The 21,557-nt window shown below is 40.3% G+C and carries 19 protein-coding genes; 15 read left to right on the forward strand and 4 right to left on the reverse strand.

All coding sequences use genetic code 11. From position 1 onward, the window contains the following. Positions 1-34 precede the first annotated feature (34 nt). Both VB732_RS14720 and VB732_RS14725 read right to left on the reverse strand, forming a co-directional pair. Positions 35-1,894, reverse strand: a complete 1,860-nt coding sequence (locus VB732_RS14720; protein WP_323231607.1) for a response regulator — start codon at positions 1,892-1,894, stop codon at positions 35-37. A gap of 127 nt (positions 1,895-2,021) precedes the next feature. Then, positions 2,022-2,156 carry a hypothetical protein gene (locus VB732_RS14725; protein WP_323231608.1) on the reverse strand — a complete coding sequence of 45 codons (135 nt, stop codon included), beginning with the start codon at positions 2,154-2,156 and terminating at the stop codon, positions 2,022-2,024. A gap of 205 nt (positions 2,157-2,361) precedes the next feature. Between VB732_RS14725 and VB732_RS14730 the strand changes: the two genes are divergently transcribed. Beyond that, positions 2,362-3,027 (forward strand): general stress protein, encoded by a 666-nt coding sequence (locus tag VB732_RS14730; RefSeq protein WP_323231609.1) that lies wholly within the window; start codon positions 2,362-2,364, stop codon positions 3,025-3,027. A gap of 342 nt (positions 3,028-3,369) precedes the next feature. Here VB732_RS14730 and VB732_RS14735 read toward each other — a convergent pair whose 3' ends face one another. Together VB732_RS14735 and VB732_RS14740 are read right to left on the reverse strand one after the other, a co-directional pair. Continuing rightward, on the reverse strand, positions 3,370-3,993 hold the full coding sequence (locus VB732_RS14735) for a hypothetical protein (RefSeq protein ID WP_323231610.1): 624 nt from the start codon (positions 3,991-3,993) through the stop codon (positions 3,370-3,372). 216 nt (positions 3,994-4,209) lie between these two features. Beyond that, entirely contained in the window at positions 4,210-6,321 is a 2,112-nt protein-coding gene (locus VB732_RS14740; RefSeq protein WP_323231611.1) for an ATP-binding protein, read from the reverse strand. Positions 6,322-6,499: 178 nt separating this feature from the next. On the opposite strand from VB732_RS14740, the gene VB732_RS14745 reads away from it, so the two are divergent. The 14 genes from VB732_RS14745 to VB732_RS14810 all read left to right on the forward strand — a co-directional run bounded on the left by VB732_RS14745 (position 6,500) and on the right by VB732_RS14810 (position 21,192). Beyond that, a complete protein-coding gene (locus VB732_RS14745) occupies positions 6,500-6,871 on the forward strand; it encodes a response regulator (RefSeq protein ID WP_323231612.1) in 372 nt (123 codons plus the stop codon). A 430-nt stretch (positions 6,872-7,301) separates the two neighbouring features. Next, entirely contained in the window at positions 7,302-7,865 is a 564-nt protein-coding gene (locus VB732_RS14750; protein WP_323231613.1) for a DUF3611 family protein, read from the forward strand. Between the two features lie 323 nt (positions 7,866-8,188). Then, on the forward strand, positions 8,189-8,839 hold the full coding sequence (locus tag VB732_RS14755; protein ID WP_323231614.1) for a hypothetical protein: 651 nt from the start codon (positions 8,189-8,191) through the stop codon (positions 8,837-8,839). 188 nt (positions 8,840-9,027) lie between these two features. Beyond that, entirely contained in the window at positions 9,028-9,837 is an 810-nt protein-coding gene (locus tag VB732_RS14760; RefSeq protein ID WP_323231615.1) for a hypothetical protein, read from the forward strand. 67 nt (positions 9,838-9,904) lie between these two features. Continuing rightward, entirely contained in the window at positions 9,905-10,699 is a 795-nt protein-coding gene (locus VB732_RS14765; RefSeq protein WP_323231616.1) for a hypothetical protein, read from the forward strand. A gap of 53 nt (positions 10,700-10,752) precedes the next feature. Continuing rightward, the gene (locus VB732_RS14770) at positions 10,753-13,209 is read left to right on the forward strand and encodes a glycoside hydrolase family 31 protein (RefSeq protein WP_323231617.1); all 2,457 of its coding nucleotides are present in this window, start codon (positions 10,753-10,755) and stop codon (positions 13,207-13,209) included. 13 nt (positions 13,210-13,222) lie between these two features. Further along, complete coding sequence (locus VB732_RS14775; RefSeq protein ID WP_323231618.1) at positions 13,223-14,074, forward strand: M48 family metallopeptidase; 852 nt, start codon at positions 13,223-13,225, stop codon at positions 14,072-14,074. A 40-nt stretch (positions 14,075-14,114) separates the two neighbouring features. Continuing rightward, on the forward strand, positions 14,115-14,621 hold the full coding sequence (locus VB732_RS14780) for a PRC-barrel domain-containing protein (protein WP_323231619.1): 507 nt from the start codon (positions 14,115-14,117) through the stop codon (positions 14,619-14,621). A 349-nt stretch (positions 14,622-14,970) separates the two neighbouring features. After that, positions 14,971-15,357, forward strand: a complete 387-nt coding sequence (locus VB732_RS14785) for a peptidoglycan-binding domain-containing protein (protein ID WP_323231620.1) — start codon at positions 14,971-14,973, stop codon at positions 15,355-15,357. A 119-nt stretch (positions 15,358-15,476) separates the two neighbouring features. Beyond that, positions 15,477-16,895 (forward strand): Nramp family divalent metal transporter, encoded by a 1,419-nt coding sequence (locus tag VB732_RS14790; RefSeq protein WP_323231621.1) that lies wholly within the window; start codon positions 15,477-15,479, stop codon positions 16,893-16,895. A gap of 58 nt (positions 16,896-16,953) precedes the next feature. Beyond that, positions 16,954-17,805: a DUF1206 domain-containing protein gene (locus VB732_RS14795; RefSeq protein ID WP_323231622.1), complete on the forward strand. Its 852-nt coding sequence runs from the start codon at positions 16,954-16,956 to the stop codon at positions 17,803-17,805. A 153-nt stretch (positions 17,806-17,958) separates the two neighbouring features. After that, positions 17,959-18,819: an HAD family hydrolase gene (locus VB732_RS14800; protein WP_323231623.1), complete on the forward strand. Its 861-nt coding sequence runs from the start codon at positions 17,959-17,961 to the stop codon at positions 18,817-18,819. A gap of 28 nt (positions 18,820-18,847) precedes the next feature. Beyond that, positions 18,848-20,461 carry an alpha-amylase family protein gene (locus VB732_RS14805; RefSeq protein WP_323231624.1) on the forward strand — a complete coding sequence of 538 codons (1,614 nt, stop codon included), beginning with the start codon at positions 18,848-18,850 and terminating at the stop codon, positions 20,459-20,461. A 5-nt stretch (positions 20,462-20,466) separates the two neighbouring features. Next, positions 20,467-21,192, forward strand: coding sequence for a hypothetical protein (locus VB732_RS14810; protein WP_323231625.1), 726 nt, complete (start codon positions 20,467-20,469; stop codon positions 21,190-21,192). Positions 21,193-21,557: the final 365 nt, after the last annotated feature.

Here is a 21,557-nt window from a genome sequence, read left to right on the forward strand (position 1 = left end):
ATCCAGAGTAGAGAAATTAAATACAAAAACTTGCTTAGAAGCTATAGCCATTCTTAGTTAGTTGACTTCGCTCCAGACGGTTCAAAATATGGGTGATTAATTTTGAATGTACGATAGGTTTACCCACACAATCATCAGCACCGATCGCAAATATTTGCTCAACAACATCTGCTGATAAATTATCAACCAAAAACATTACTGGTAAAAATTTCCAGTACGGATCGTTACGTACTACCTGACAAAGTTCAATGCCATTAATATGAGGCATTTCTACATCTAAAATTAGCAAGTCTGGAGAAAATTCTGTCAGAGTATCCCAGAAATCTCGTGGATCTTCAAGAGTTTTTAGAGTAAGTCCTAATGGTTCTAAGGTTTGTTGTATGACAGTTAACGCCTGTGCATCATCGTCTACAACCATTACTCTCGCTTCTGTAATACGAGTTTGCTGTAAAACTTGACTCACTGACTCCAAAATTTGGCTAGGAGGCATGGATTTTTGCAAAAAAGCACGTCCGCCAGATCGTGCAACCTCTAGGCGTAGGCGAAGCCCGCCGCAGGCATCGCTAAAATTATCTCGCTCTGTAAAAACTAACACAGGTATTTGTGGCGTTGGCGTTTCGCCCACTGTAGGCGATCGCTGGGATAATTCTGTTATGAATTTCAAACTATCTTTCTCAATATCAAGATCGAGTAGCACCACATCGGGATTTAAAGATGGGATTATACTTCTGGCGGCGGCGATATTAGTAGCAATCTTAACTTGTAGTTCCTGATTCTCAGCCTCCTTTACCAATTCCTCAACTATTTGGCGATCGTTACTAATTACTAATACTAGATTTTGGGTTTGTTCAACTGGATTTTTTTCTACCTCTCGTTGCAACTCCATCAAAAGCTTATCTAAATAAAAACATTTAGCTTGGCTAAGATATTTTTTATTTTGAAATAAATCTTCTATCTCATTAGCTAACAACGAGCCTTTGGGAAAACCAAAGCTACCCAAGGAACCAGCTAGCTTGTGAGCTTCTTGCTCTGCTTTTTGCCGCAATTGAGCATCAAGCGTACCTTTTCTTAAAGCATCAGCTCCTAGTTTCAATACTGCAATACGCGAACCAACCTTAGCTTTGAAATTTTCCCGTTGTTGAGCAATGGCTGTTAGTAGGATTTGCTGTTGATTTAAATCTATTTCTGACTCAGGTTTCGGGCAACTTTGCTCACGATCTAGAGCTTTTAAACGATAACCCATTCCATAGACAGTTTCTATAAAATCATAGTTAGCACCTGCTGATTTTAGCTTTTGCCGTAAACTTTTGATATGAGATTTAATCGTATTTTCTTCAGGTGGATCTTTTTCAGCACTCCAAAGTTGATCTACAATGGCACTCCGGCTAAAGATGCGCTGGTTATTGCGTAAAAAAAGGTCTAAAAGGCTAAATTCCTTTGCTGTTAAATTTAGAGAAATATCTGCATAAGTCACTTCACAAGTACTAGGATCGAGACGCAACTCTCCCCATTCCAAAACTGGAGGTAAAGAAGTATTTCCCCGACGTAATAAAGCACGAATGCGAGCTGATAACTCTTGAAAATCAAATGGTTTGACTACATAATCATCTGCTCCGGCATCTAAACCGATAACTTTATCAGTTTTAGTCTCTTTTGCCGTTAAGAGAAGAATTAGCATTTGATGTCCTGACTGACGTAATTGCCGACAAAGACTGATACCATCCAGCTTTGGCAGAATCACATCTAGCAAAATTAGGTCATAATTACAGACATTAACCAATTCCCAACCGGCTTCACCATCAGCAGCAATATCAACCACATAATTTTGTTTGGTAAGAGCTGTTGCTACAGCTTGAGCAAGCAAATCATCGTCTTCAACCAACAGAATTCTCATGAAAATGTTTGCTTGTAGAAGCAACCCTGAGTGCTGTAATTAAATTTATATAACTTAGGTTATGCCCTTTTCAACTGATTATGACATCTATCAAAGGCAAGGTTTTACAATACCTCTGCCAATCATCCTATTCCCGATGCCCAACACTTTGTCCTACTGATTTTAATTCTTCCTCATGCCCAAAAACTCCACTCACTCTTGGAATGGAGTTTTTTATTATTTGCGCGATCGCCATTTGCAACGCATTGCTATTCCTAATCACTCTAAATAAATTAGTACAAAAGTTACTTCCGAAAACATATTTATTATATAAATAATCGTGAATTTTTAATTTTATGTCTATCTAATACTTCCTTTTGACAGATAATAACTAAACCTATTGGATGATGAAGATTTCTATTTTAGAAGAGAAACTGTAACAGTCATTAAACAAGTCAATATATTTATGATTGTCTCAGGAGGAAAAAATGGCAACTCAACAATACAAACGTGCAATTGGTACATTTCCTAGCCGACAAGCAGCCGAAGAAGCTTTAAATGAACTGAAAAAATCGGGTTTCTCAATGGATCGAGTTTCTGTATTAGCGAAAGATACAGACCGCAATGAGCAAATTGCTGGTACCCAGGTAAGAGATTCTGGTGATAATGAGGCTCAAGAAGGTGCTGGTGCAGGAGCAGTGACAGGTACAGTCTTGGGAGGCGTTGGTGGGTTACTTGTTGGTCTTGGTAGTTTAATTGTTCCAGGAGCAGGCCCATTTTTAGCAGCAGGAACTTTTGCAACTACTTTAGCTGGTGCTGGGATTGGTGCAGCAGCAGGTGGTGTTATCGGAGCGTTAACTGGTTTAGGTATTCCAGAGGAAGAAGCTAGAAGTTACGGCGATCGCGTATCCCAAGGCAACTACTTGGTTATGATAGAAGGCTTCGCAGACGAAATTGAGCGTGCTGGTTCGATTCTCAAAAATCGTGGGGTTCGTGATTGGAGAACATATAATATCTCTGATGCTCCCGATCGCACTTATAATTCTAACAAGGCTGCTGAAATGTACGGTGATCGACAAATGACTGTAGATACTCCCAGTACCAGCGATAATTCAACGGTAGAAATTGTTGATAAGCGCCAAGAGATTCGCTAATTTCAGTGCAATTTTGGGCGTTGCTGAATTGAAGTATGAATCTGGATGTAGAGACGTAGCAGTGCTACGTCTCTACATTCTTTTTCGGAGATGTCTAGTAAGTAAGTCGGCATATTGAAGAAGAATTCAGAATTCAGGAGTCAGAATCAAGACGCTCGTTCGCGGAGCGTTCTGTAGGCAAGACTCGCTATCAGTCGGAGATTCAGACCGGCGCAGGATTAAAAACCACCAAATCTACGATTTGGTGGGGGTCTTAAACCCGGTTATTCATCCGCCAGTCGCACAAAAAATATCGCTGAATTCTGGCTCCTGACTCCTGAATTCTGTTCGCTAAAAGTTTTTTTACAACCCAGTAAAGTTGTAACCAACTCCGATCATCAGCCCGACATCCGTTTCATCTAAAAACGCTGCATTCACTCCTGCTGTTGCCGTGAGGTTAGTACTCAAAGGAACATCTACGCCACCAGATAAAAGAAAGCCAACGTCTGCATCATCACTAGTTTCAATTGCTACACCAGCCCCAACGTATGGTGCTAGAGCGAATGTATCCTCAAAAGCATCTGCTGTCCGAAAGTTAAAGTCATAGGTGAGAGGAAGCAAAATAACGGGATCGTCCTCAATCGCCACAGATGGACGCACAGATAAGGTACGTGTCAGCCCAATTTTGCTGATCACCATAAAACCACCCTCACTTAAAGCTGAATCACCACCTAAACCAATGTTGCCAGCAACTCCAATATAGCTGGAGCCACCACGGGTAGGTCGACCTGGATCAACATTTACTTGCGCCACCTCAGCAGAAGTTTCAGAAGCAGGTTCTGTTGGCTGGGGAACTAAATCGGCTGCTGTTGTTGAAATTTTACCGGGATTCGGTATTTGTCCTTGAGCAGATAATCCACTTCCAAGCATTGTGATTGTGGAGGAAATAAACAACGCAGAAAATCGCTGTAACCATCTACTATTCATTTTTCAATTTTCCAAATAATTTTGCATGAAGAAATCAGCCATCGAAAGCAATCTAATATGCAACTAAATTGCTGTTACTTTCCTAACTGATTCAAGTTGATTTCAGGCAACTTCATTAACTGCATGGATAACACCATTTATTGCCTGAATGATACTTTTGAAGTTATCTAGGAAAAGTGGAAAACTTGTGGATCTGAGCAATATTTTCAAAATTGCTCAGAGTTTACCAGACATTTTACCCAGGCTAGTAACAATTGCAATTAATTCAGCTGCTCTAACTGGTTTCGCAACATGCAGCTGAAACCCTGCTGCTAATGCCTCTTTGTAATCTTCTACCCTGGCATATCCCGTCAGTGCCACAGCAGGAATCTGCCCGCCTCGTTCTGCTTCAAGTTCTCTGATTTTACGCATCAGTGCGTAGCCATCTTCGTCTGGCATTCCAATGTCGCTGATTAACACATCTGGATGTAATTCTTCTAGTGCTTTAAGTGCTTGTTCTGTAGAGCAAAAAGTACTAACTTTTGCTCCACACTCTTCGAGTACTGCGGTAATCCACTGCCGCACATCCGCCTCGTCATCTACAACCAGCACTCGCAAGTTGATGAGGGGATTGGGGGATGAGGGAGATGAGGGAGATGAGGGAGATGGGGGGGAAAGACTTTCTCCTCTACTTTCTTCTAAAATGGGTAACTTGACTGTAAATGTTGCACCTTGCCCTATTGCTTGGCTTTGGGCTTGGATTGTGCCACCATGCAGTTCTACCACATGACGAGCGATCGCTAGCCCTAAACCTAATCCTTTATCTGACCGAGTATGACTACTATCTGCTTGGCAAAAGCGCTCAAATACATGAGGTAGAAAGTCAGCACTGATACCCTTACCCGTATCACTGACTTGAATTTGAACATAGTTAGGAATTGAGGCTTGGGAAAACTCTTCCCCACTCCCCACTTCCTTTGACAACCGCACCTTAATTCGTCCTTCCTTGGGTGTAAATTTAATTGCATTGGTGAGTAAATTTAACACAACTTGTTGCAAGCGATCTGAATCACCCGAAATTTTTTCTATTGAAGTATCAAGTATAGTTTCAATTTGAATACTCTTAGCATCTGCCAGTGATTGTACAACCTCGATCGCGTCTGTAATTACTTCTACTAAATCTACCAAATCAATGGAGAGTGAAAGTTCTCCTCTAACAATCCGCGAAATATCAAGTAAGTCTTCAATAAGTTGCATTTGCAAATTAGCATTGCGTTCAATTATCTCCAATGCAAGAGTTACTTTAGCTTCATCTAACGCACCCGTTTGCAACATCCCCGCCCAACCAATAATTGCAGTCATGGGGGTACGTAATTCATGGGATACTATTGCTAAAAATTCATCTTTGGAACGGTTTGCAGCTTCTGCTGCACTTTGCGCCGCCTCGCTCACAGCGCGTGCAGCTTGTTCTCGTAGCAGCAATTGCTCTTTTTCTTCCTCAACTTGTTTGCGCTCAGTAATATCTTGCATGATTTTAGAGAAGCCGCGCAGATTTCCATTTTCATCTTGTAAAGGTGTGATTACACAATGCGCCCAGAAAAATGTTCCATCCTTACGGAGATGCCAACGATTTTCTTTAGAAAAACCCTCAGTTACGGCTTTTGTTAATGCTTGTTGTGGTTGTCCGCGCTCAATTGCTTCTGGTGAAAAAATTCGCTCGAAAGGTTGACCAATAATTTCTGCTTCTTGATAGCCTAAAATACGCTCGGCTCCAATGTTCCAACTGGTAAAGTTACCGTTGGGATCTAGCATGAAAATTGCGTAGTTAGTTACTCCTTCTATTAACAATCGATAACGTTCTTCACTTTGACGCAGACTGTCTTGAATTTGACGTAGACACTCGTAATTATCCTGTGCAGCTCGCGCGTTATTCTGAGCTTGCGATCGCGCCTCACGCAGTGCGGTATTAAGTAATGTAATCAACAATGCTACTAGCACAAACTGAACCAACCCCACCACACCGAACCCAATAACAGACAAAGAATAGAAAGGGAGTAAAAAGAAATAGGCGCAGACTATAGCAGACAAAAAAGTTGCCAACAATCCTGGGTTTAAGCCACCATACCAGGAGCTAACCATGACCGCAGCTAAAAACAGTGGGTAAATAGAATTTAGCCTGTGTAGCTGCCATAGAAGCAGTGTCAGCAGTAAAGCTAGTAAAACCGTTAAGAATGCAATGCTATAGCCTTGTAGTTGCGATGATCTCCGGTCGGTCGGAGACCATCGCGTAGCGTCTCCGTAGGAAAATCGCCTAAGTCGGGGCAAAGTCCATCGCGTTGATCTCCACATTTTCTGTTACTTCTGGTTATTCCATCTGTTTATTAAACTTCTACCCTAGTTTTCCACTTTCAAGTTTTACCATTAAAAATTAATCTTAAGAGGATGGTAGTTTTAAACGATGCCCCTCATCAAATTGGAAGAATTAAAGCACTAAGTAATAATAATTTAAAACAGGAAGATAATAACGATGAACTCTAAGCAAATCTTAGTGATTGATGATGAAGATGACATCCGTCAATTGATTCAGACTTGTCTAGAAATAATGGGGGGCTGGGAAGTGTTGACTGCTACTTCAGGTAATCAAGGATTATTCTTAGCTCAATCATCTCAACCCGATGCCATACTTTTGGACGTAATGATGCCTGATATGGATGGTTTGACAACTTTTCAAAAACTACAGGCTAATCAAACAACTAAACATATACCTGTAATTTTACTTACAGCCAGAGGACGTAATAATGACAAAAGCCTATTTGATAATCTAGGTGTTAGAGGCATAATTAGTAAACCATTTAATCCTCAGAAACTAGCCGTTCAAGTAGCAGCAGCCTTGAGCTAAAGTATATTACAAAATCTGGTATTTCCAATTCAGCTATTCATGAATTAAGTAATACTATAGCAGTCCTAAATCATTTGTGAAAATTTAGATACCAGAAATAGGATTACTGTAGTATCTCTAATTTAGGGTAGATTTACTTTTAAAAAAATCTATCTATAGTTTTAGTAGTCTATTTCTTAAGTTGTAATTCCTTCAAAAAATACATATTCTCCACTAGTTTTCCACCTTTACTCCCTAAATTAAAACTAACTCAGTATTAGTTAAATTCAGATAAATTCTTCCCAGAAAAAAACTAATATTTCAATCAACTAAACTAAATATATATATTAATTGGTAAGTCTCATTCTATAGTTTCTATAGTATAAATTTACTAAAGTCTAAGTTCTTGTATTTACTTAAACAAATCATCTACTGAGGAGGGTATATATATATGATGAATGATTTAGAATCACTTTCACATCCACCAAGTAAACAGAAATTTGCTGCTACATTGCGTTTAGTAAGTCGAATTAGTTTTTGGGTACAATTAGTACTTGGTGGTATTTCTGGCATTGCTGTATTGTTGGCGTGTTTTAGCCGTAACGTGACGACAAGCAGTTCAGGTATAGGGTTTGCGATATTTTTGGGTATTGTTGGTGTTTTAGTGCTGTGCTTTCGAGTCTATTGGGCTTTCCGTTATAGAAAATTAGCTAAACTTTTACAAACGCCAAATTCTCAAAACCATCCCAAGAAGGAAGACGTACTTCAAAATTTACGAATTGGATTGCTAGTGAGTTTTGTAGGGTTATTGATAGCTTTTCTTGCTTCTGAATTTACGGTTGTAATCATATTGAGTAAAGCAGTAGCACAACCTCAAGGTGTCGCACTTTATCAGCCAGAAAATGTAGTTCGTTCTTTAGACATTTTTGTACTGTTAGCAAACATTAACATGATTGGTGCTCACTTTTTTGGAGGCATTACTTCTCTTGGTCTACTCTATTGGTTAGAAGAGTAATAGGCGCAGGTGTAGTATTGATTTTGCCAGCTATTACTATAGAGGTACTAACCTATATCTAAAGTATTATTTGCTAAATGTATTACAATTCTGCTCTACTTTTCCACCATTGAGATATAACCTAAAAATACAGACTGTCTGTTTTCATTCTCCTCTTTAGGTTGAGCAGCTCAACTTTCCCTAAACCTAAAATACACAATCAAGAATTTGGATTATTGCAAGAAAAGTAAGAGGCTAACTAAAAGTATTCTCTAATCTTTCACTAGATGTCACTATTTGAATTTTCAAATAATAAGCAAAAATAAAGTTGTCAGGAGGTAGTCATGTACAAGCTAAATCGTTCTTCTTTAAAAGAAGTTGGATTAGTAGGAACAATGTTTGGAACTTTGCTAGTCGGGTTCTCTACAATTACTCAATCAGCAGTAGCACAGCCGCGAATTTCCCAAATTAATCCTTGCCCTAGAATTTTCTACGAAGAACCACACCGGAATCGAGTCTTGGTTCCAGCAGGATGTCCGCCAAATGCTGCAACTTTAAGATTAGGAGGACAACAGCAAACTACTGGTTCCCAGAGTATTACGGTTCCTACCTATCCTATGAATGGAAGACGCACAAATGTTAATGTTATACAACCACCTGCTCCAGAAAGTCGGCAAAGTGCGATCGCAACCATCACACCAACAGCAGGTACAGTTGATGTGAAATTGAAAAATAACACTAACGCTGGTATCTCTTATCAAGCAATTGGTCAGACCCAACCTCGATATCTAGCAGGTGGGCAAGAGTTTGTCTTACGAAACTTACCAACACCTATTAGTATTACTTTGGTACGTCAAGATGGTGGACTGCTTAAAGTTATGCCCACATCTACTTCTGAAGGGACACTTGCAGTTTCGTTAGATGAAACAACCAATTTCGATAACAATCAAGGTGTATTGAGAATTCAAAAAGATGGCCAAGTCTTTTTGAACTAATGTGCTTCGCCTCAATAATTTTGATATCAAAAAGATGATTGCAAAAAACCAAAATTTTTGCGTTCATTCAGAAATATCAAGTTCAGTTGAAAACTCATCACTAGGAGTGATGTAAATAGGTGAAAAATTTTGAATAATGATTCATGACCTGAACTTGATATTTAGTTAACCTAAATGGAGCTTTTGAAATGATTAACTTTCTTCAAACTAAATGGAGTTACAAAGGAACTGGAGCTATTGCTTTAGCAATCTCCACAGTACTGCTTGGAGCTTGTGAGAACAACTTAGATCAACAGGCTGGAGTACCAGAAACCAATGTGACTACAGAAGAAGTCGCAGACAATACAAACCAATTAATTGGTAAAACTGTAACAGTTAGAAGCACACCCGTCACTAAAATTGGCCCATCAACGTTTACAATTAACGATAAGCAATTCTTTGGCACTGAGTCCATCTTAGTTGTCAATGCATCTGGTAAACCTTTTGTTCTACCTACTGACGCAAGCGTAGCAATTCAAGCGACAGGCCCAGTTAGTAAGTTTGTGATTGCAGATGTCAATCGAAATTACAACTTGGGTCTAGATCCCAACTTATATGTAGATTACGAAGGTAAACCTGCAATTATCGCTCAATCACTGGCACTTGCTCCTAAACCAGGTGAACTTACTACAAACCCCAGCCAATACTACGGTAAAACATTGGCAGTCACAGGTGAAGTGGAAAACATCAGAACTGCCACTTCCTTCACCTTAGACGAAGACAAATTATTTGGTGGACAAGACTTGTTAGTTATCCGCGCTGGTTCTCCCAAAGGAGTTGTCAATGAAGGTGAGAAAGTTGCGGTCACAGGTGTGTTACGTCCGTTTGTTGTAGCTGAACTGGAACGAGACTATGACCTGCAATGGGATTTAACTTTACAAAAGACGCTAGAAGCAGAATACAGGAATAAACCTGTATTAGTTGCAGATGAGGTATATCCCTCAGCAATTCCACAATAAGGTATTCTATAGTTGCTATCAGGAAAGCTTTACATGAATACCCGCAAGACAAATAACCATAAGGGCAATGAATAACAATTATCAAAGGGGAAATTTCTTACAGGCGTTAGGTCAAGCAGGGGTATTAGTTTTCCTGGTAGCGATCGCTTTAGTAGTGAGAAGTTGTAGCTTTTTTGAGGCAAAGCCAACTATTGCTAATACATCTGAAATTGCTGAAAACACGGACGAATTTATCGGTAACTCTGTAACAATTAAAAGCAGAGTAGTTCAAAAAATTGGTTCTAGTTCATTCACAGTTAGCGATGCACGGTTCTTTCGCGGTGAACCTCTTGTAGTTGTCAATGCTTCAGGTGTGCCTTTTAATCTACCATCCGACCAAAATATCAAAGTGCAAGTTACTGGTCAGGTTCGTAATTTAGTAATTCCCAAAATTGAGCAAGAGTTTAATCTCAATATGCAGGATGAATATTACAAAGATTACATCAATAAACCTGCAATTGTTGCTCGATACATTGTACTAGCGCCTCAACCTGGCCAAATAACACAACGTCCCGAACAATATTATCGTCGTCAAGTTACAGTTACAGGAAAAGTAGAAAATATCCGCAGTCCGGTTTTATTAACGCTAGATGAAAACCAATTGTTTGGTGGGCAAGATTTGCTAGTTTTATTAAAAGCACCGCCCAAAGTAGCAATAAATCAGGATCAGACAGTATCAATAACTGGTGAAGTTCGTCCTTTTGTTATTGCTGAAATTGAGAAAGAATATAATTTCACCTGGGATCTAAATGTAAAAAGAAAGTTAGAGGCTGAGTACGGCAACAGACCTATTTTAGTTGCTGAAACTGTATATCCTTCTTAGAAATTCTTAGCTTGTCATAACCATCTTAAATGCTGTACTTTCTATGAGGTTTTATGGATATCCTCAACGAAGCATTTTTCAACCTACGAACAATTAAATTTAGGCGGTTTTTAGGATCGCTGTTCTATCCATTGCAACGAGATTTGTTAGAACGTCAGTTTCGGAAGTCTCAAAGTTTAGAAGCTGTTGAGGAAACTGGAGAAATTCACAGGGCTGAAGCAACTAAGAGAGGCGGACAATTCCACTTCAAACATACTGAGTTGGAAATTTATTTTTTGAGCGCCGATTTAGTCCGAATTGAGTGGAAACCTGGGATATATCCCATTTCTTACGGCATCTCGCGTAAAGATTGGCCAGAGTTAGAGACGACGTTTCAAGAGGTGGAAGAGGGCTGGACAATTTCTAGTCCACAGCTAAAGGTTATTGTTGGCGTTGATGGTAGTTTGAAATTTAAAAATCCTTTAGGGCAGACACTACGGGAAGAACTACCTCCCCAGCGACCAACAAAGCTATCACCTCAAACAAAAGATGAGACTTGGCGACATCAGGCAAAACTACGCCCAGAAGAACATATTTATGGTTTGGGAGAAAGGGCGGCTCCGTTAAATCTCCGCACATCAGGCGATAAAAATAAAGCCAGAACCTACCGGATGTGGAACTATGATGCAGGTGGCATATATGGGCCGGGAACTGACCCATTATATCTCTGCATTCCACTCTATTTAGGTCTGCATGAAGAAGGTAGTTACTTAATTTTCTATGAAAACTCTTTTCCTGCTAACTTTAGTTTCCAAGAATTAGCTACAGCCGAGTTTGAAAGCGGGGCGTTGCGCTATTACTTTACTGCTGGTACATTGCCTCAATTGTTGGAGCGATACACAGAATTAACAGGTCGCCCACCCCTAACACCCCGTTGGGCATTTGGCTATCATCAGTCACGTTGGGGGTATGAAAAAGAAGCCGCACTGCGGGAAGCCGTAAAGGGGTTTGAGACATATAACATTCCTGTAAGTGCAATGCATCTAGATATAGATGTTCTAGATAATTTTCGTGCGTTTACCATTGACCCCGATCGCTTTCCCCACATTTCTGAGTTAGCTGAAGAATTAGCGGCGAAGGGAATACGGTTAATTACCATTATTAACCCCGGTGTACAAGCATCTAGAAAAAACAAACTTTTTGAGGAGGGACGTGCACAGGATGTATTTTGCAAACTTCCTAGTGGTAAACCTGCGATCGCTCCGGTTTGGGCAGGTTTATGCGCTTTTCCTGATTTTACCAACCCCCAAGCTCGTCACTGGTGGAGCAGACAGTATGAATATCTGCTCGATCTAGGCATCACTGGATTTTGGCATGATATGAATGAACCAGGGGTTTTTGTCCTTTGGGGCGACCCTTCACTACCACCACATTCAACTTGGCATTCTCTAGAAGGTAGAGGTGGCGATCACCGCGAAGCTCATAATTTTTATGGATTACTTCAAGCTGAGGCTGGATATGAAGCACTAGCTGAGTACCAACCTGAACGACGACCTTTTATCGTTTCGCGCTCTGGTTGGGCAGGTTTGCAACGCTACGCCTGGACTTGGACGGGCGATATTGAAACTAGTTGGGAAGGATTACGCCAAACTATTCCCACAGTTTTAAACTTGGGATTATCAGGTATTCCCTACAGTGGTTCTGATATTGGTGGATTCAAAGGAAATCCTAGCGCAGAATTATACTTGCGTTGGTTCCAGATATCTTGCTTTATGGCATTTTGCCGCACCCATTCTGCCAACAACACCAAGCCTCGTACACCCTGGAGTTTTGGCGAACCAACCCTAAGTATTGTACGGAAATTCTTGCAACTACGGTATCGGTTGATGCCCTATTTCTATACCTTAGCTTGGGAAGCTTCTCAAACCGGACATCCTTTAGTACGTCCTTTATTTTGGGCAGATACAAATAACCCTCAACTTTGGAGTATAGATGATGCCTTTTTGTTGGGTGATGCTCTTTTAGTTTGTGCGATCGCCGAAAAAGGCGCAACCTCACGAGCGATCGCATTACCTAAAGGACATTGGTATAACTTTTGGGATGATGCACTCTTAGAAGGAGGAAAATCGGTCAACTTCAAAGCATCTCTTGAACAAATACCACTATTAGTAAAGGCGGGGAGTATCTTACCAATGGAGGAAGATAATCAACTAATTCTCCATATTTACCCGTCCGCGTTGTTAAACAGTGAAAGTCAGGTTTACAGTGACGTGGGAGATGGCTATGGTGAATCGCGGTTGGATCATTTTTACCTAACGCAGAATCAAGACTCCTTAGAATTAACTTGGAAACAACAGGGAGATTATGCTTTTCCTTATGTGGGTGTGAAATTGCACCTCCACGGGTTTGAACCGCAACAAGTTTGGGTGGACGGCAATGAAGTTGTTAATCAGGGACAATGCTTGAATATAGAGAAGTTTGAGCAAGTTCGCTGGCTGGGAATGTTCACCAATTTTGAACATCGTAGTTAACTTGAATCAGCTTATGTTAAATTCTTTTTCTTTTATTTATCGTCGTTTTTATCGTCGCTGGTTGTATTTATTTCTATCAGTTTTAGTAGCGGTTGGTATTGGTGTGGGTTCACCCCAAAAGACACAGGCAATTTCATTGTTTGATCTCTTGAATCAAGGAATCCAAATATTTCAGCTATCCACTATTTCTGATCGAGAAGAAGTCCAACTAGGCAAGCAGATTAATCAACAGTTAGTTAATAGTGAAATTAAGCTTTATCGCAATCAAAATGTGAATCGCTATGTCAATCAAATTGGTCAGAAATTGGCAGCAAATAGCGCTCGCCCTGATATTCCTTATACATTTCAGGTAGTTCAAGATGAGAGTATAAATGCCTTTGCCACAATGGGAGGCTATGTTTATGTCACTACCGGATTGCTAAAAGCCGCAGATAATGAAGCTCAATTAGCCAGCGTTATCGCTCACGAAATTGGTCATATTGCTAGTCAGCATTCAATAGAACAGATGCGACAAAGAGCGATCGCTCGTGGTTTTGCTACAGCAGCCGGATTAGAGCGTAGTACAGCAGTTCAGATTGGTGTGGATTTGGCATTGCGTCGTCCCAATAGTCGCCAAGATGAATTTGAAGCCGATCAAAGAGGATTAAGGACTTTAGGACGTGCTGGTTATGCTCAGTCTGCCATGATTGCTTTTATGCAAAAGTTACTCCAACAGCGATCGCTGCCGACATTTTTGAGTACTCATCCTGCAACAAGCGATCGGATTACTGCCTTAAGAAGTGAAATTAATTCTCAAAATGCTTCTTATAGAGGTGGCGGTTTAAACAATGCTGCTTATGAGGCAAAAATTCAACCTTTAAGTTAGTTACTAATAAAATTAAACAGTTTTTACAGGAGGAAGAAACATGGCTTTGTACAAACTTGACGAATACAATCCCAACTACAACGATGAAATTTTTAATGGTAATGACATTAAAAGTTTTGATGTTTACGCCGATGATGACAGAGTTGGCTCTGTTGTCAACATATTAGTTGATGAAAATGATGGCCGTTTTCGGTATTTCATCATTGATACAGGCTTTTGGATTTTTGGCAAAAAAGTATTGCTACCGGTGGGTTTAGCTCGTCTTGACTATGAGAATAAACATCTTTTTGTTCCTAAACTGACCAAAGAGCAAGTAAAAAATCTACCTGAATTTAGCGAAGATTTAGCAATCGATAATGATTATGAGGAGCAAGTTAGAGGGGTTTACCGACCTTTAGTGCCATCAGTAATGCCGGGTATGTTAGGTACTCCTGCTCTTTATAATTACACGCTAGAGCCTTACTTTTACGAACTGAACGATCCCAACTTCAGAACCTATGAAGAAAACCTGAGAAATAGGAGAAATCCAAACAGAGCAAAAATTTGATCAGAGGATGTTAGAAAAATCCTCTTGTTGGTATCAAAAGTTTTAGACCCTTCTATAGCAGTCCTAAATCATTTGTGAAAATAAATTAACCGCAGAGGCGCAGAGAACGCAGAGAGAGGAATCGGAGATTTTCACGACTCACTCATTTAGGATTGCTATAAATCTCCTGATAACTTGGGAGACTTTGATTCCGGCTTTCCCTTTTTTAAGGAGGGTTAGGGGGTATTTTAAAATGCCTTAAGTCACAGCGAAACACTTTTAAAACAACGGATGCATTATTACAAATAGTTGAGCTTTATCCAGTTATAAAAACAATTGAATGTGTTTAATTTAGGAGAAATATAAATTTATGAATACTCGATTTATGCACTCAATAATTTTACCATTGGGGTTAATTTCTACATTATTTTTGGGGATGTTACCCTTTAGTTTTACACCTGCTAAGGCGCAAACAACCTCAATTACAGGTAGGCTTTCAAAATACTCTCCTGTGAGAGCTCCCTTTCTTACGCGTGGATCTCGTGGACAGCCGGTGAGAGATGTACAAGCTGTTCTCAAATATTTAGGATTTTATAACGGAGCTATTGATGGTATTTATGGCCCTAGAACGGCTACAGCAGTAGCTACCTTTCAGCGATCGCAAAGATTGGTTGGTGATGGTAGGGTAGGAGCGCTGACGTGGCAAGCTTTACGCAGTAATATACCACCCGTGCGTGATAATTATAATCCTTTGTAATAAATGGGCGGTAACTCACTAAATCTACCCACGATTGTGACTTAATCAACCCAAAGACAGATTGAGCATTACTGCTTTGATATGAATTCATAAACGGTTTTGGTGTGAAATAGTAAAAAATGAATAATAAGAGCGATCGCAATTTCTCAACAGATACTAGTAACACACAGCAGCCACAAAACACTGTAAACATTCCAGATTCGCCCAAAGGTTGGGATAACTTGAAGTGGTTAGGCCCGAGTTTTTTATGGATGCTTTCGGCTGCGGGTTCTGGTGAATTGCTATTTACGCCAAGAATTGCTGCACTCTACGGTTACACCCTATTATGGGCGCTACTTGCTGCTGTAGTTTTGAAATGGTTCATTAATGGTGAAGTTGGTCGCTTTTCAGTTTGTACCGGCGCAACTATTCTAGAAGGTTTCAAACAACTTCCCGGCCCCAAAAACTGGGCAATCTGGTTGATTTTGCTACCGCAGATAGTGGTAGCAATTTCTACCGTTGCTGGACTTTCAGGAGCCGCCGCGACAGCACTAATTTTGGTTGCTGGAGGAAGTGTGCAACTGTGGACAGTAATTATCATTGTTGTAACAGCTGCGATCGTACTTTTGGGGCAATACAGCGTAGTGGAAAAGATTTCTTCTTATGTAGGGATTGCCCGTACTGTAGCAGTGGTAGCTGCGGCTATTTTCGTTTTCCCTAATGTTCGCAAACTAGCAACTGGGTTAGTTCCGCAAGTTCCACAAGATGTCCAGTATCAAGAAATACTGCCTTGGCTGGGTTTCATGTTGGCAGGAGCAGCCGGATTAATGTGGTATTCCTACTGGGTAGAAGCTAGAGGATACGGTGCAGCCAGTGTTGAAGGAAAAGAGAGCATAGACCCCAAGCAACTCAACCAGGAGCAAAAAAAGAAACTGCGCGGTTGGCTAAATTTGATGACTATATCCAACACTTTAGCAGTGGTTGGTGCGCTGTTAGCGGCGTTGTCTTTCTTGATTCTGGGTGGTGAGTTGCTGCGTCCACAAGGACTTGTACCGAAAGAAAATCAGGTAGCGGAAACTTTAGGTAGTCTGCTAGGCGATCTTTGGGGGCCGTTTGGTTTTTGGTTTATGGTGGCGATCGTTTTTATAACTTTCTGTAGCACCGTACTTTCAGTAGAAGATGGTTTTGGACGAATGTTTGCCGATGGTACGCAGATATTACTGCAAGGCTTTGGCGTGCGGGGACGCTGGACAAATGAAAAGTTTTTGCAGCGTGTGTATATTGTAGTGCTACTGGTAGCCTTACCCATCGCCGTTTACCTGTTTTTCGGTGAACCTGTCGCCTTACTACAAACCGCAGGCGGAATTGAAGCTGCTCACATCCCTATCGTTACTGGACTGACTCTTTATTTAAATCATCGAATGTTGCCCAAGGAACTGCAACCATCAAAAATTATTTTTGGCGGAACAGCGATCGCTGGTATATTCTTTGGTGTATTTGCAATTATTTATCTGTTGCAACTGCTTGGTATAATTGGCTCAAGCGGCGCTTCAGGTTAATAAATATAGCGTAGAGAGCAGTTTGATCTTTCTGAATTCTAAATAGTTACTATGCCGTATGACACAACCTAATTCACCCCTAGAACCGATTAGGCAACCAGTTAAAGAAATAACTTCTCTCCCTTGGTTTGAGCGACTAGCACGATTAGGATACGCAGCAAAAGGCGTTGTTTACTTTATTGTTGGGTTATTAGCAACCCAAGCAGCCATTGGTTCTGGTGGTAAAACCACAAATACAACTGGTGCGTTAAAGACAATTGTTGTTCAACCTTTTGGAAAATTTTTATTAAGTATTGTTACCCTCGGAATTATTGGGTATGTACTTTGGCGTTTAGTTCAGACGTTTTTTGATCCTGAAAAAAGTAAAAAACCAATTGATGCTAAACGAATTGCCCAACGGATTGGTTATGGTATCAGTGCTTTAGCTTATACAGGTTTGGCTGTGACATCTGTAAAGCTGATTATGGGTTCATTCGTTGGCGATAGCGATTCAACTGAGGATTGGACAATATATATCTTGGCTCAACCCCTTGGGCGATGGCTAATAGCACTGACAGGGATGATGGTAGTTAGTGTTGGTCTTTTTTACCTTTATAAAGCGTATAAAGGCAAATTCCGTTACCATTTAAAACTTTCTCAAATGAGTCTAACTGAGCAAAATTGGGCAGTGCGTATGGGTAGATTTGGCATTGCTGCCCGTGGCATTGTTTTTGGCATTATCGGCATTTTTTTGATGCTGGCGGCAATTCAATCTGATGGCACTCAGGCTAGAGGGTTGGGTGGTGCATTGGCGGTTCTGACACAACAACCCTTTGGTCTTTGGCTTCTGGGTATAGTGGGTTTGGGTTTGATTGCTTATGGTATCTATTCAGGAATAGAGGCTCGCTATCGGCATATTGCTAATTTATAATTTTTAACGCAATCGCTAATTTTTACTGCATTTGTAAAGCTGGTATTTTGCCATTGATTGCTCAACTTATAACTAATTATCCTGACTATCTTAGTATTTTATCCAAAATTACTAATATTTTTGCAAAAATCCCATAGTTGAGAACCTTTTGTTATGACTGTTTCGACCAAACCCCTTTCTAATCGCATCGCTATAGTTTTTGATTTTGATGATACTCTGGTTCCAGATACCGTTGATGCTTTGTTAGAAAGCTTAGGTATTGATGCTTTGGAGTTTCGCCAGGAAAAAATTCGACCCTTAATTGACAAAGGATGGGATAAAATCCTAGCTCGATTTTATGCCCTCATTGAAGAGTCAAAACGACAAGGTAACAAAATTACACAAGAATATATTGCCAAGTTTAGTCAAGAATTAGCTCCCTTTGATGGCGTTAATAAAATGTTTGACCGCTTGCAACAATGCGCTCACGAATCAAATCCAAAAGTAGAGGTAGAATTTTATTTAATAACTTGCGGCATGGTGGAAATTGCTCGTCATAACTGTATTGCTCCAAATTTTAAAGCAATGTGGGGTTGTGAATTTTCATACAGCGATCGCAACGGTATAGAGTTTTTAAAGAAGATTGTCACTCACACAGAGAAAACTCGCTATCTTTTCCAAATTGCCAAAGGTTTTGATGATTACCAAGATGATGGTAAAACATTTGTATATCGAGATTTACCACCAGAGGAATTGCACGTTCCACTGTCACAGGTGATTTATGTTGGTGATGGTGAGTCAGATATTCCCTGCTTTTCTTTAATGAATCAAGAACAGGGTACAGCGATCGCATTATATAAAGACAGTACTCCAGAAGAATGGGGACGAGATTTAAAAATGACCCAAAGTCAACGGGTTGCTAATCTCGCGCCTGTTGACTACAGCGAAAATTCTGAACTGATGCAATCTTTAACACTCGCGGTAGAAGGTCTGTGCAAACGGATTGCGTTGCAGCAATTGAGTGTAGGTGAGTAGAACTTTCAGTAATTAAAAAGACAGGAAAATGCAAAATCTTTGGTACAAAAATGCAATTTTTTACTCCTTGGATGTCGAGACATTCATGGATTCAGACGGCGATGGTATTGGCGATTTCCAAGGACTAACTAAGTGTCTAGATCATCTTTCTGGACTGGGAATTACTTGTTTATGGCTATTACCGTTTTATCCTTCTCCTAATCGAGATAACGGCTACGATGTCATGGACTACTACAACGTCGATCCACGATTGGGGACACTAGGAGATTTTGTACAGTTCATACATCAAGCTAGCGATCGCGGTATTCGAGTTCTGGTTGATTTAGTGGTAAATCATACATCAATTCAGCATCCTTGGTTTCAGCAAGCGCGTTCAGATAAAAACTCTAAGTATCACGATTACTATGTGTGGTTGGAAAATCCCCCCCAAACCGAGCCAGAACAGATAATTTTTTCTGGAGTAGAAGATAGTCTTTGGGAATACGACGAACAAGCTGATGCTTACTATCTGCATCACTTTTACAAAGAGCAGCCTGATTTAAATATTGCTAATCCTGCGGTACGGGAAGAAATCTACAAAATTATGGGTTTTTGGCTGCAACTTGGTGTGTCGGGGTTTCGCATCGATGCTGCGCCATTTTTAATTAATCCACTTGGCATCCCAGATTGTCCAGACTTAGAAACTTTCCTTAAAGATATGCGAGAGTTTATTACCTCGCGTCGGGGTGATGCAATTCTGTTTGCAGAAGCAAATGTAAGTTCTGAGAAGATATCCGTCTACTTTGGTAATGGCGATCGATGTCAGATGTTGTTTAACTTCTTACTCAACCAATATATGTTTTTAGCTCTGGCACGTAAAGATTCACAAACTTTACTTGACGGGCTGAAATCATTACCTGATATTCCTGACATCGGTCAATGGTTAAATTTTGTCCGCCACCATGACGAACTCAACCTTGACTTAATTAGCGATTCCGAATGCCAAGAAGTTTTTCAGGCTTTCGCACCGGAAAAGAATATGCAAATTTTCGGCAAAGGCGTTCGTCGTCGTTTACCACCAATGTTAAAAGGTGACAAACGTCGCATTGAACTCACATACAGTCTGTTATTCAGCTTACCTGGGACACCTGTGCTACGCTATGGCGAAGAAATTGGGATGGGTGAAGACCTTTCGCTTGAGGGGAGAAATAGTGTCCGCACAGTAATGCAATGGTCAGATGCAATCAATGGCGGCTTTTCTACCGCTTCATCAGATGTTCTTACCCGACCTGTGATTAAAGAAGGGGAGTATGGTTATAAACAGGTGAATGTAACAGACCAACAACGCGATCGCAACTCCTTAATCAATTGGATGGAACATATAATCCGTATTCGCAAGCAGTGTCCAGAGTTTGGTTGCGGTAAGTGGCAAATTCTAGAAACCGATCAACCCTGTGTGTTTGCTCACTGCTGCGAGTCCGAAGGTGAGAGTGCGATCGCTTTACATAATTTAGGCGATCGCTCGTGTACAGTCACGCTAAAATCTAATGAGTATCACCATTTAATTGATATATTTGGCGATTCCCAATACGAACCTCTGGATGTTAATTTGCCTTCCATCCCAATAAAAGCATACGGCTATCGCTGGTTTCGCGTTAAGTAAAAAGCATGATCACTGCAATATGTGCGATCGCCTTAGCCATCATACATTTGTATTCAGGTAAACTACAATTTATTAGAGCTAAACCGCGTAGTCGTTGGCTCTCATTTGGCAGTGGGGTATCTGTCGCTTATGTGTTCGTCCATATTTTGCCAGAACTGAGTAAAGCCCAAATAACACTCCAAAGCAGTTTAAATATTGGACTTGCTTTTTTAGAGCATCACGTTTATTTGGTGGCACTTTTAGGTTTAGCAGTGTTTTATGGCTTAGAACGATTTGCAAACAATTCGCGTCAACGCAATCAAAAAGCAGGGAAGGGAGATGTTACTGCTTTAGACGTTTTTTGGATACATATTGCTTCTTTTGCTGTTTATAACGCCTTAATTGGCTACTTGTTAGTACACCGAGAAGAATCAAGTATTAAGAGTTTATTGTTCTATTTTTTTGCGATGGCACTACATTTTGTAGTCAACGATAATGGGTTACGCGAAAACCACAAACAAATATATGATCGGATTGGGCGGTGGTTATTAGTAGCTGCGATCATTGTTGGTTGGGTAATTGGCATTGGCACGGTAATTCATCAGGCGGCTGTTGCGGTTCTCTTCGCCTTTTTATCGGGAGGTATTGTACTCAATGTCCTAAAGGAAGAACTACCAGAACAGCGAGAAAGTCGCTTTTGGGCTTTTGCATTAGGTGCGTTCGGCTATGCAATTTTTTTATTAGCTCTTTAATTATTAAATGTCCCGTCGCCGAACCATATTAGTTAAAAAATTTAGTAACAATAATAGACCTCTTGTAAAAGTCACTCAGGAAGATTTCATTTTGGGGAGAAAAAGCTCGTAATTGTAGAGAGCAGCAATCAGATTAAAACGCAAACTAAATATTTTTCGCCGATTTCTATTAAGTAAGGAAGTAAAAATATGACTTATATCATGTTCGGCAAATCACTTATCAGAAAAATGGGGTTAAAACCCCGTGTTTCCAGCACGGCTTTAAAGTAATGAGTAAGGAGTAATGAGTGGATGAAAAATGGGTATTTACTCATTACTCATTACTTGTTACTCATTACTCCTTCTTAAGAGTGCGTTCACGGCGG

Source organism: Nostoc sp. UHCC 0252, assembly GCF_034931145.1.
In the GTDB taxonomy this organism is placed as follows: domain Bacteria; phylum Cyanobacteriota; class Cyanobacteriia; order Cyanobacteriales; family Nostocaceae; genus Nostoc.

Coding starts and splice junctions, on each gene's coding strand:
- VB732_RS14765 (WP_323231616.1), top strand. CDS start 9,905: ATGAATAACAATTATCAAAGGGGAAATTTCTTACAGGCGTTAGGTCAA.
- VB732_RS14735 (WP_323231610.1), bottom strand. CDS start 3,993: ATGAATAGTAGATGGTTACAGCGATTTTCTGCGTTGTTTATTTCCTCC.
- VB732_RS14800 (WP_323231623.1), top strand. CDS start 17,959: ATGACTGTTTCGACCAAACCCCTTTCTAATCGCATCGCTATAGTTTTT.
- VB732_RS14720 (WP_323231607.1), bottom strand. CDS start 1,894: ATGAGAATTCTGTTGGTTGAAGACGATGATTTGCTTGCTCAAGCTGTA.
- VB732_RS14750 (WP_323231613.1), top strand. CDS start 7,302: ATGATGAATGATTTAGAATCACTTTCACATCCACCAAGTAAACAGAAA.
- VB732_RS14770 (WP_323231617.1), top strand. CDS start 10,753: ATGGATATCCTCAACGAAGCATTTTTCAACCTACGAACAATTAAATTT.
- VB732_RS14785 (WP_323231620.1), top strand. CDS start 14,971: ATGAATACTCGATTTATGCACTCAATAATTTTACCATTGGGGTTAATT.
- VB732_RS14790 (WP_323231621.1), top strand. CDS start 15,477: ATGAATAATAAGAGCGATCGCAATTTCTCAACAGATACTAGTAACACA.
- VB732_RS14775 (WP_323231618.1), top strand. CDS start 13,223: ATGTTAAATTCTTTTTCTTTTATTTATCGTCGTTTTTATCGTCGCTGG.
- VB732_RS14810 (WP_323231625.1), top strand. CDS start 20,467: ATGATCACTGCAATATGTGCGATCGCCTTAGCCATCATACATTTGTAT.
- VB732_RS14745 (WP_323231612.1), top strand. CDS start 6,500: ATGAACTCTAAGCAAATCTTAGTGATTGATGATGAAGATGACATCCGT.
- VB732_RS14805 (WP_323231624.1), top strand. CDS start 18,848: ATGCAAAATCTTTGGTACAAAAATGCAATTTTTTACTCCTTGGATGTC.
- VB732_RS14760 (WP_323231615.1), top strand. CDS start 9,028: ATGATTAACTTTCTTCAAACTAAATGGAGTTACAAAGGAACTGGAGCT.
- VB732_RS14780 (WP_323231619.1), top strand. CDS start 14,115: ATGGCTTTGTACAAACTTGACGAATACAATCCCAACTACAACGATGAA.
- VB732_RS14740 (WP_323231611.1), bottom strand. CDS start 6,321: ATGTGGAGATCAACGCGATGGACTTTGCCCCGACTTAGGCGATTTTCC.
- VB732_RS14755 (WP_323231614.1), top strand. CDS start 8,189: ATGTACAAGCTAAATCGTTCTTCTTTAAAAGAAGTTGGATTAGTAGGA.
- VB732_RS14730 (WP_323231609.1), top strand. CDS start 2,362: ATGGCAACTCAACAATACAAACGTGCAATTGGTACATTTCCTAGCCGA.
- VB732_RS14795 (WP_323231622.1), top strand. CDS start 16,954: ATGACACAACCTAATTCACCCCTAGAACCGATTAGGCAACCAGTTAAA.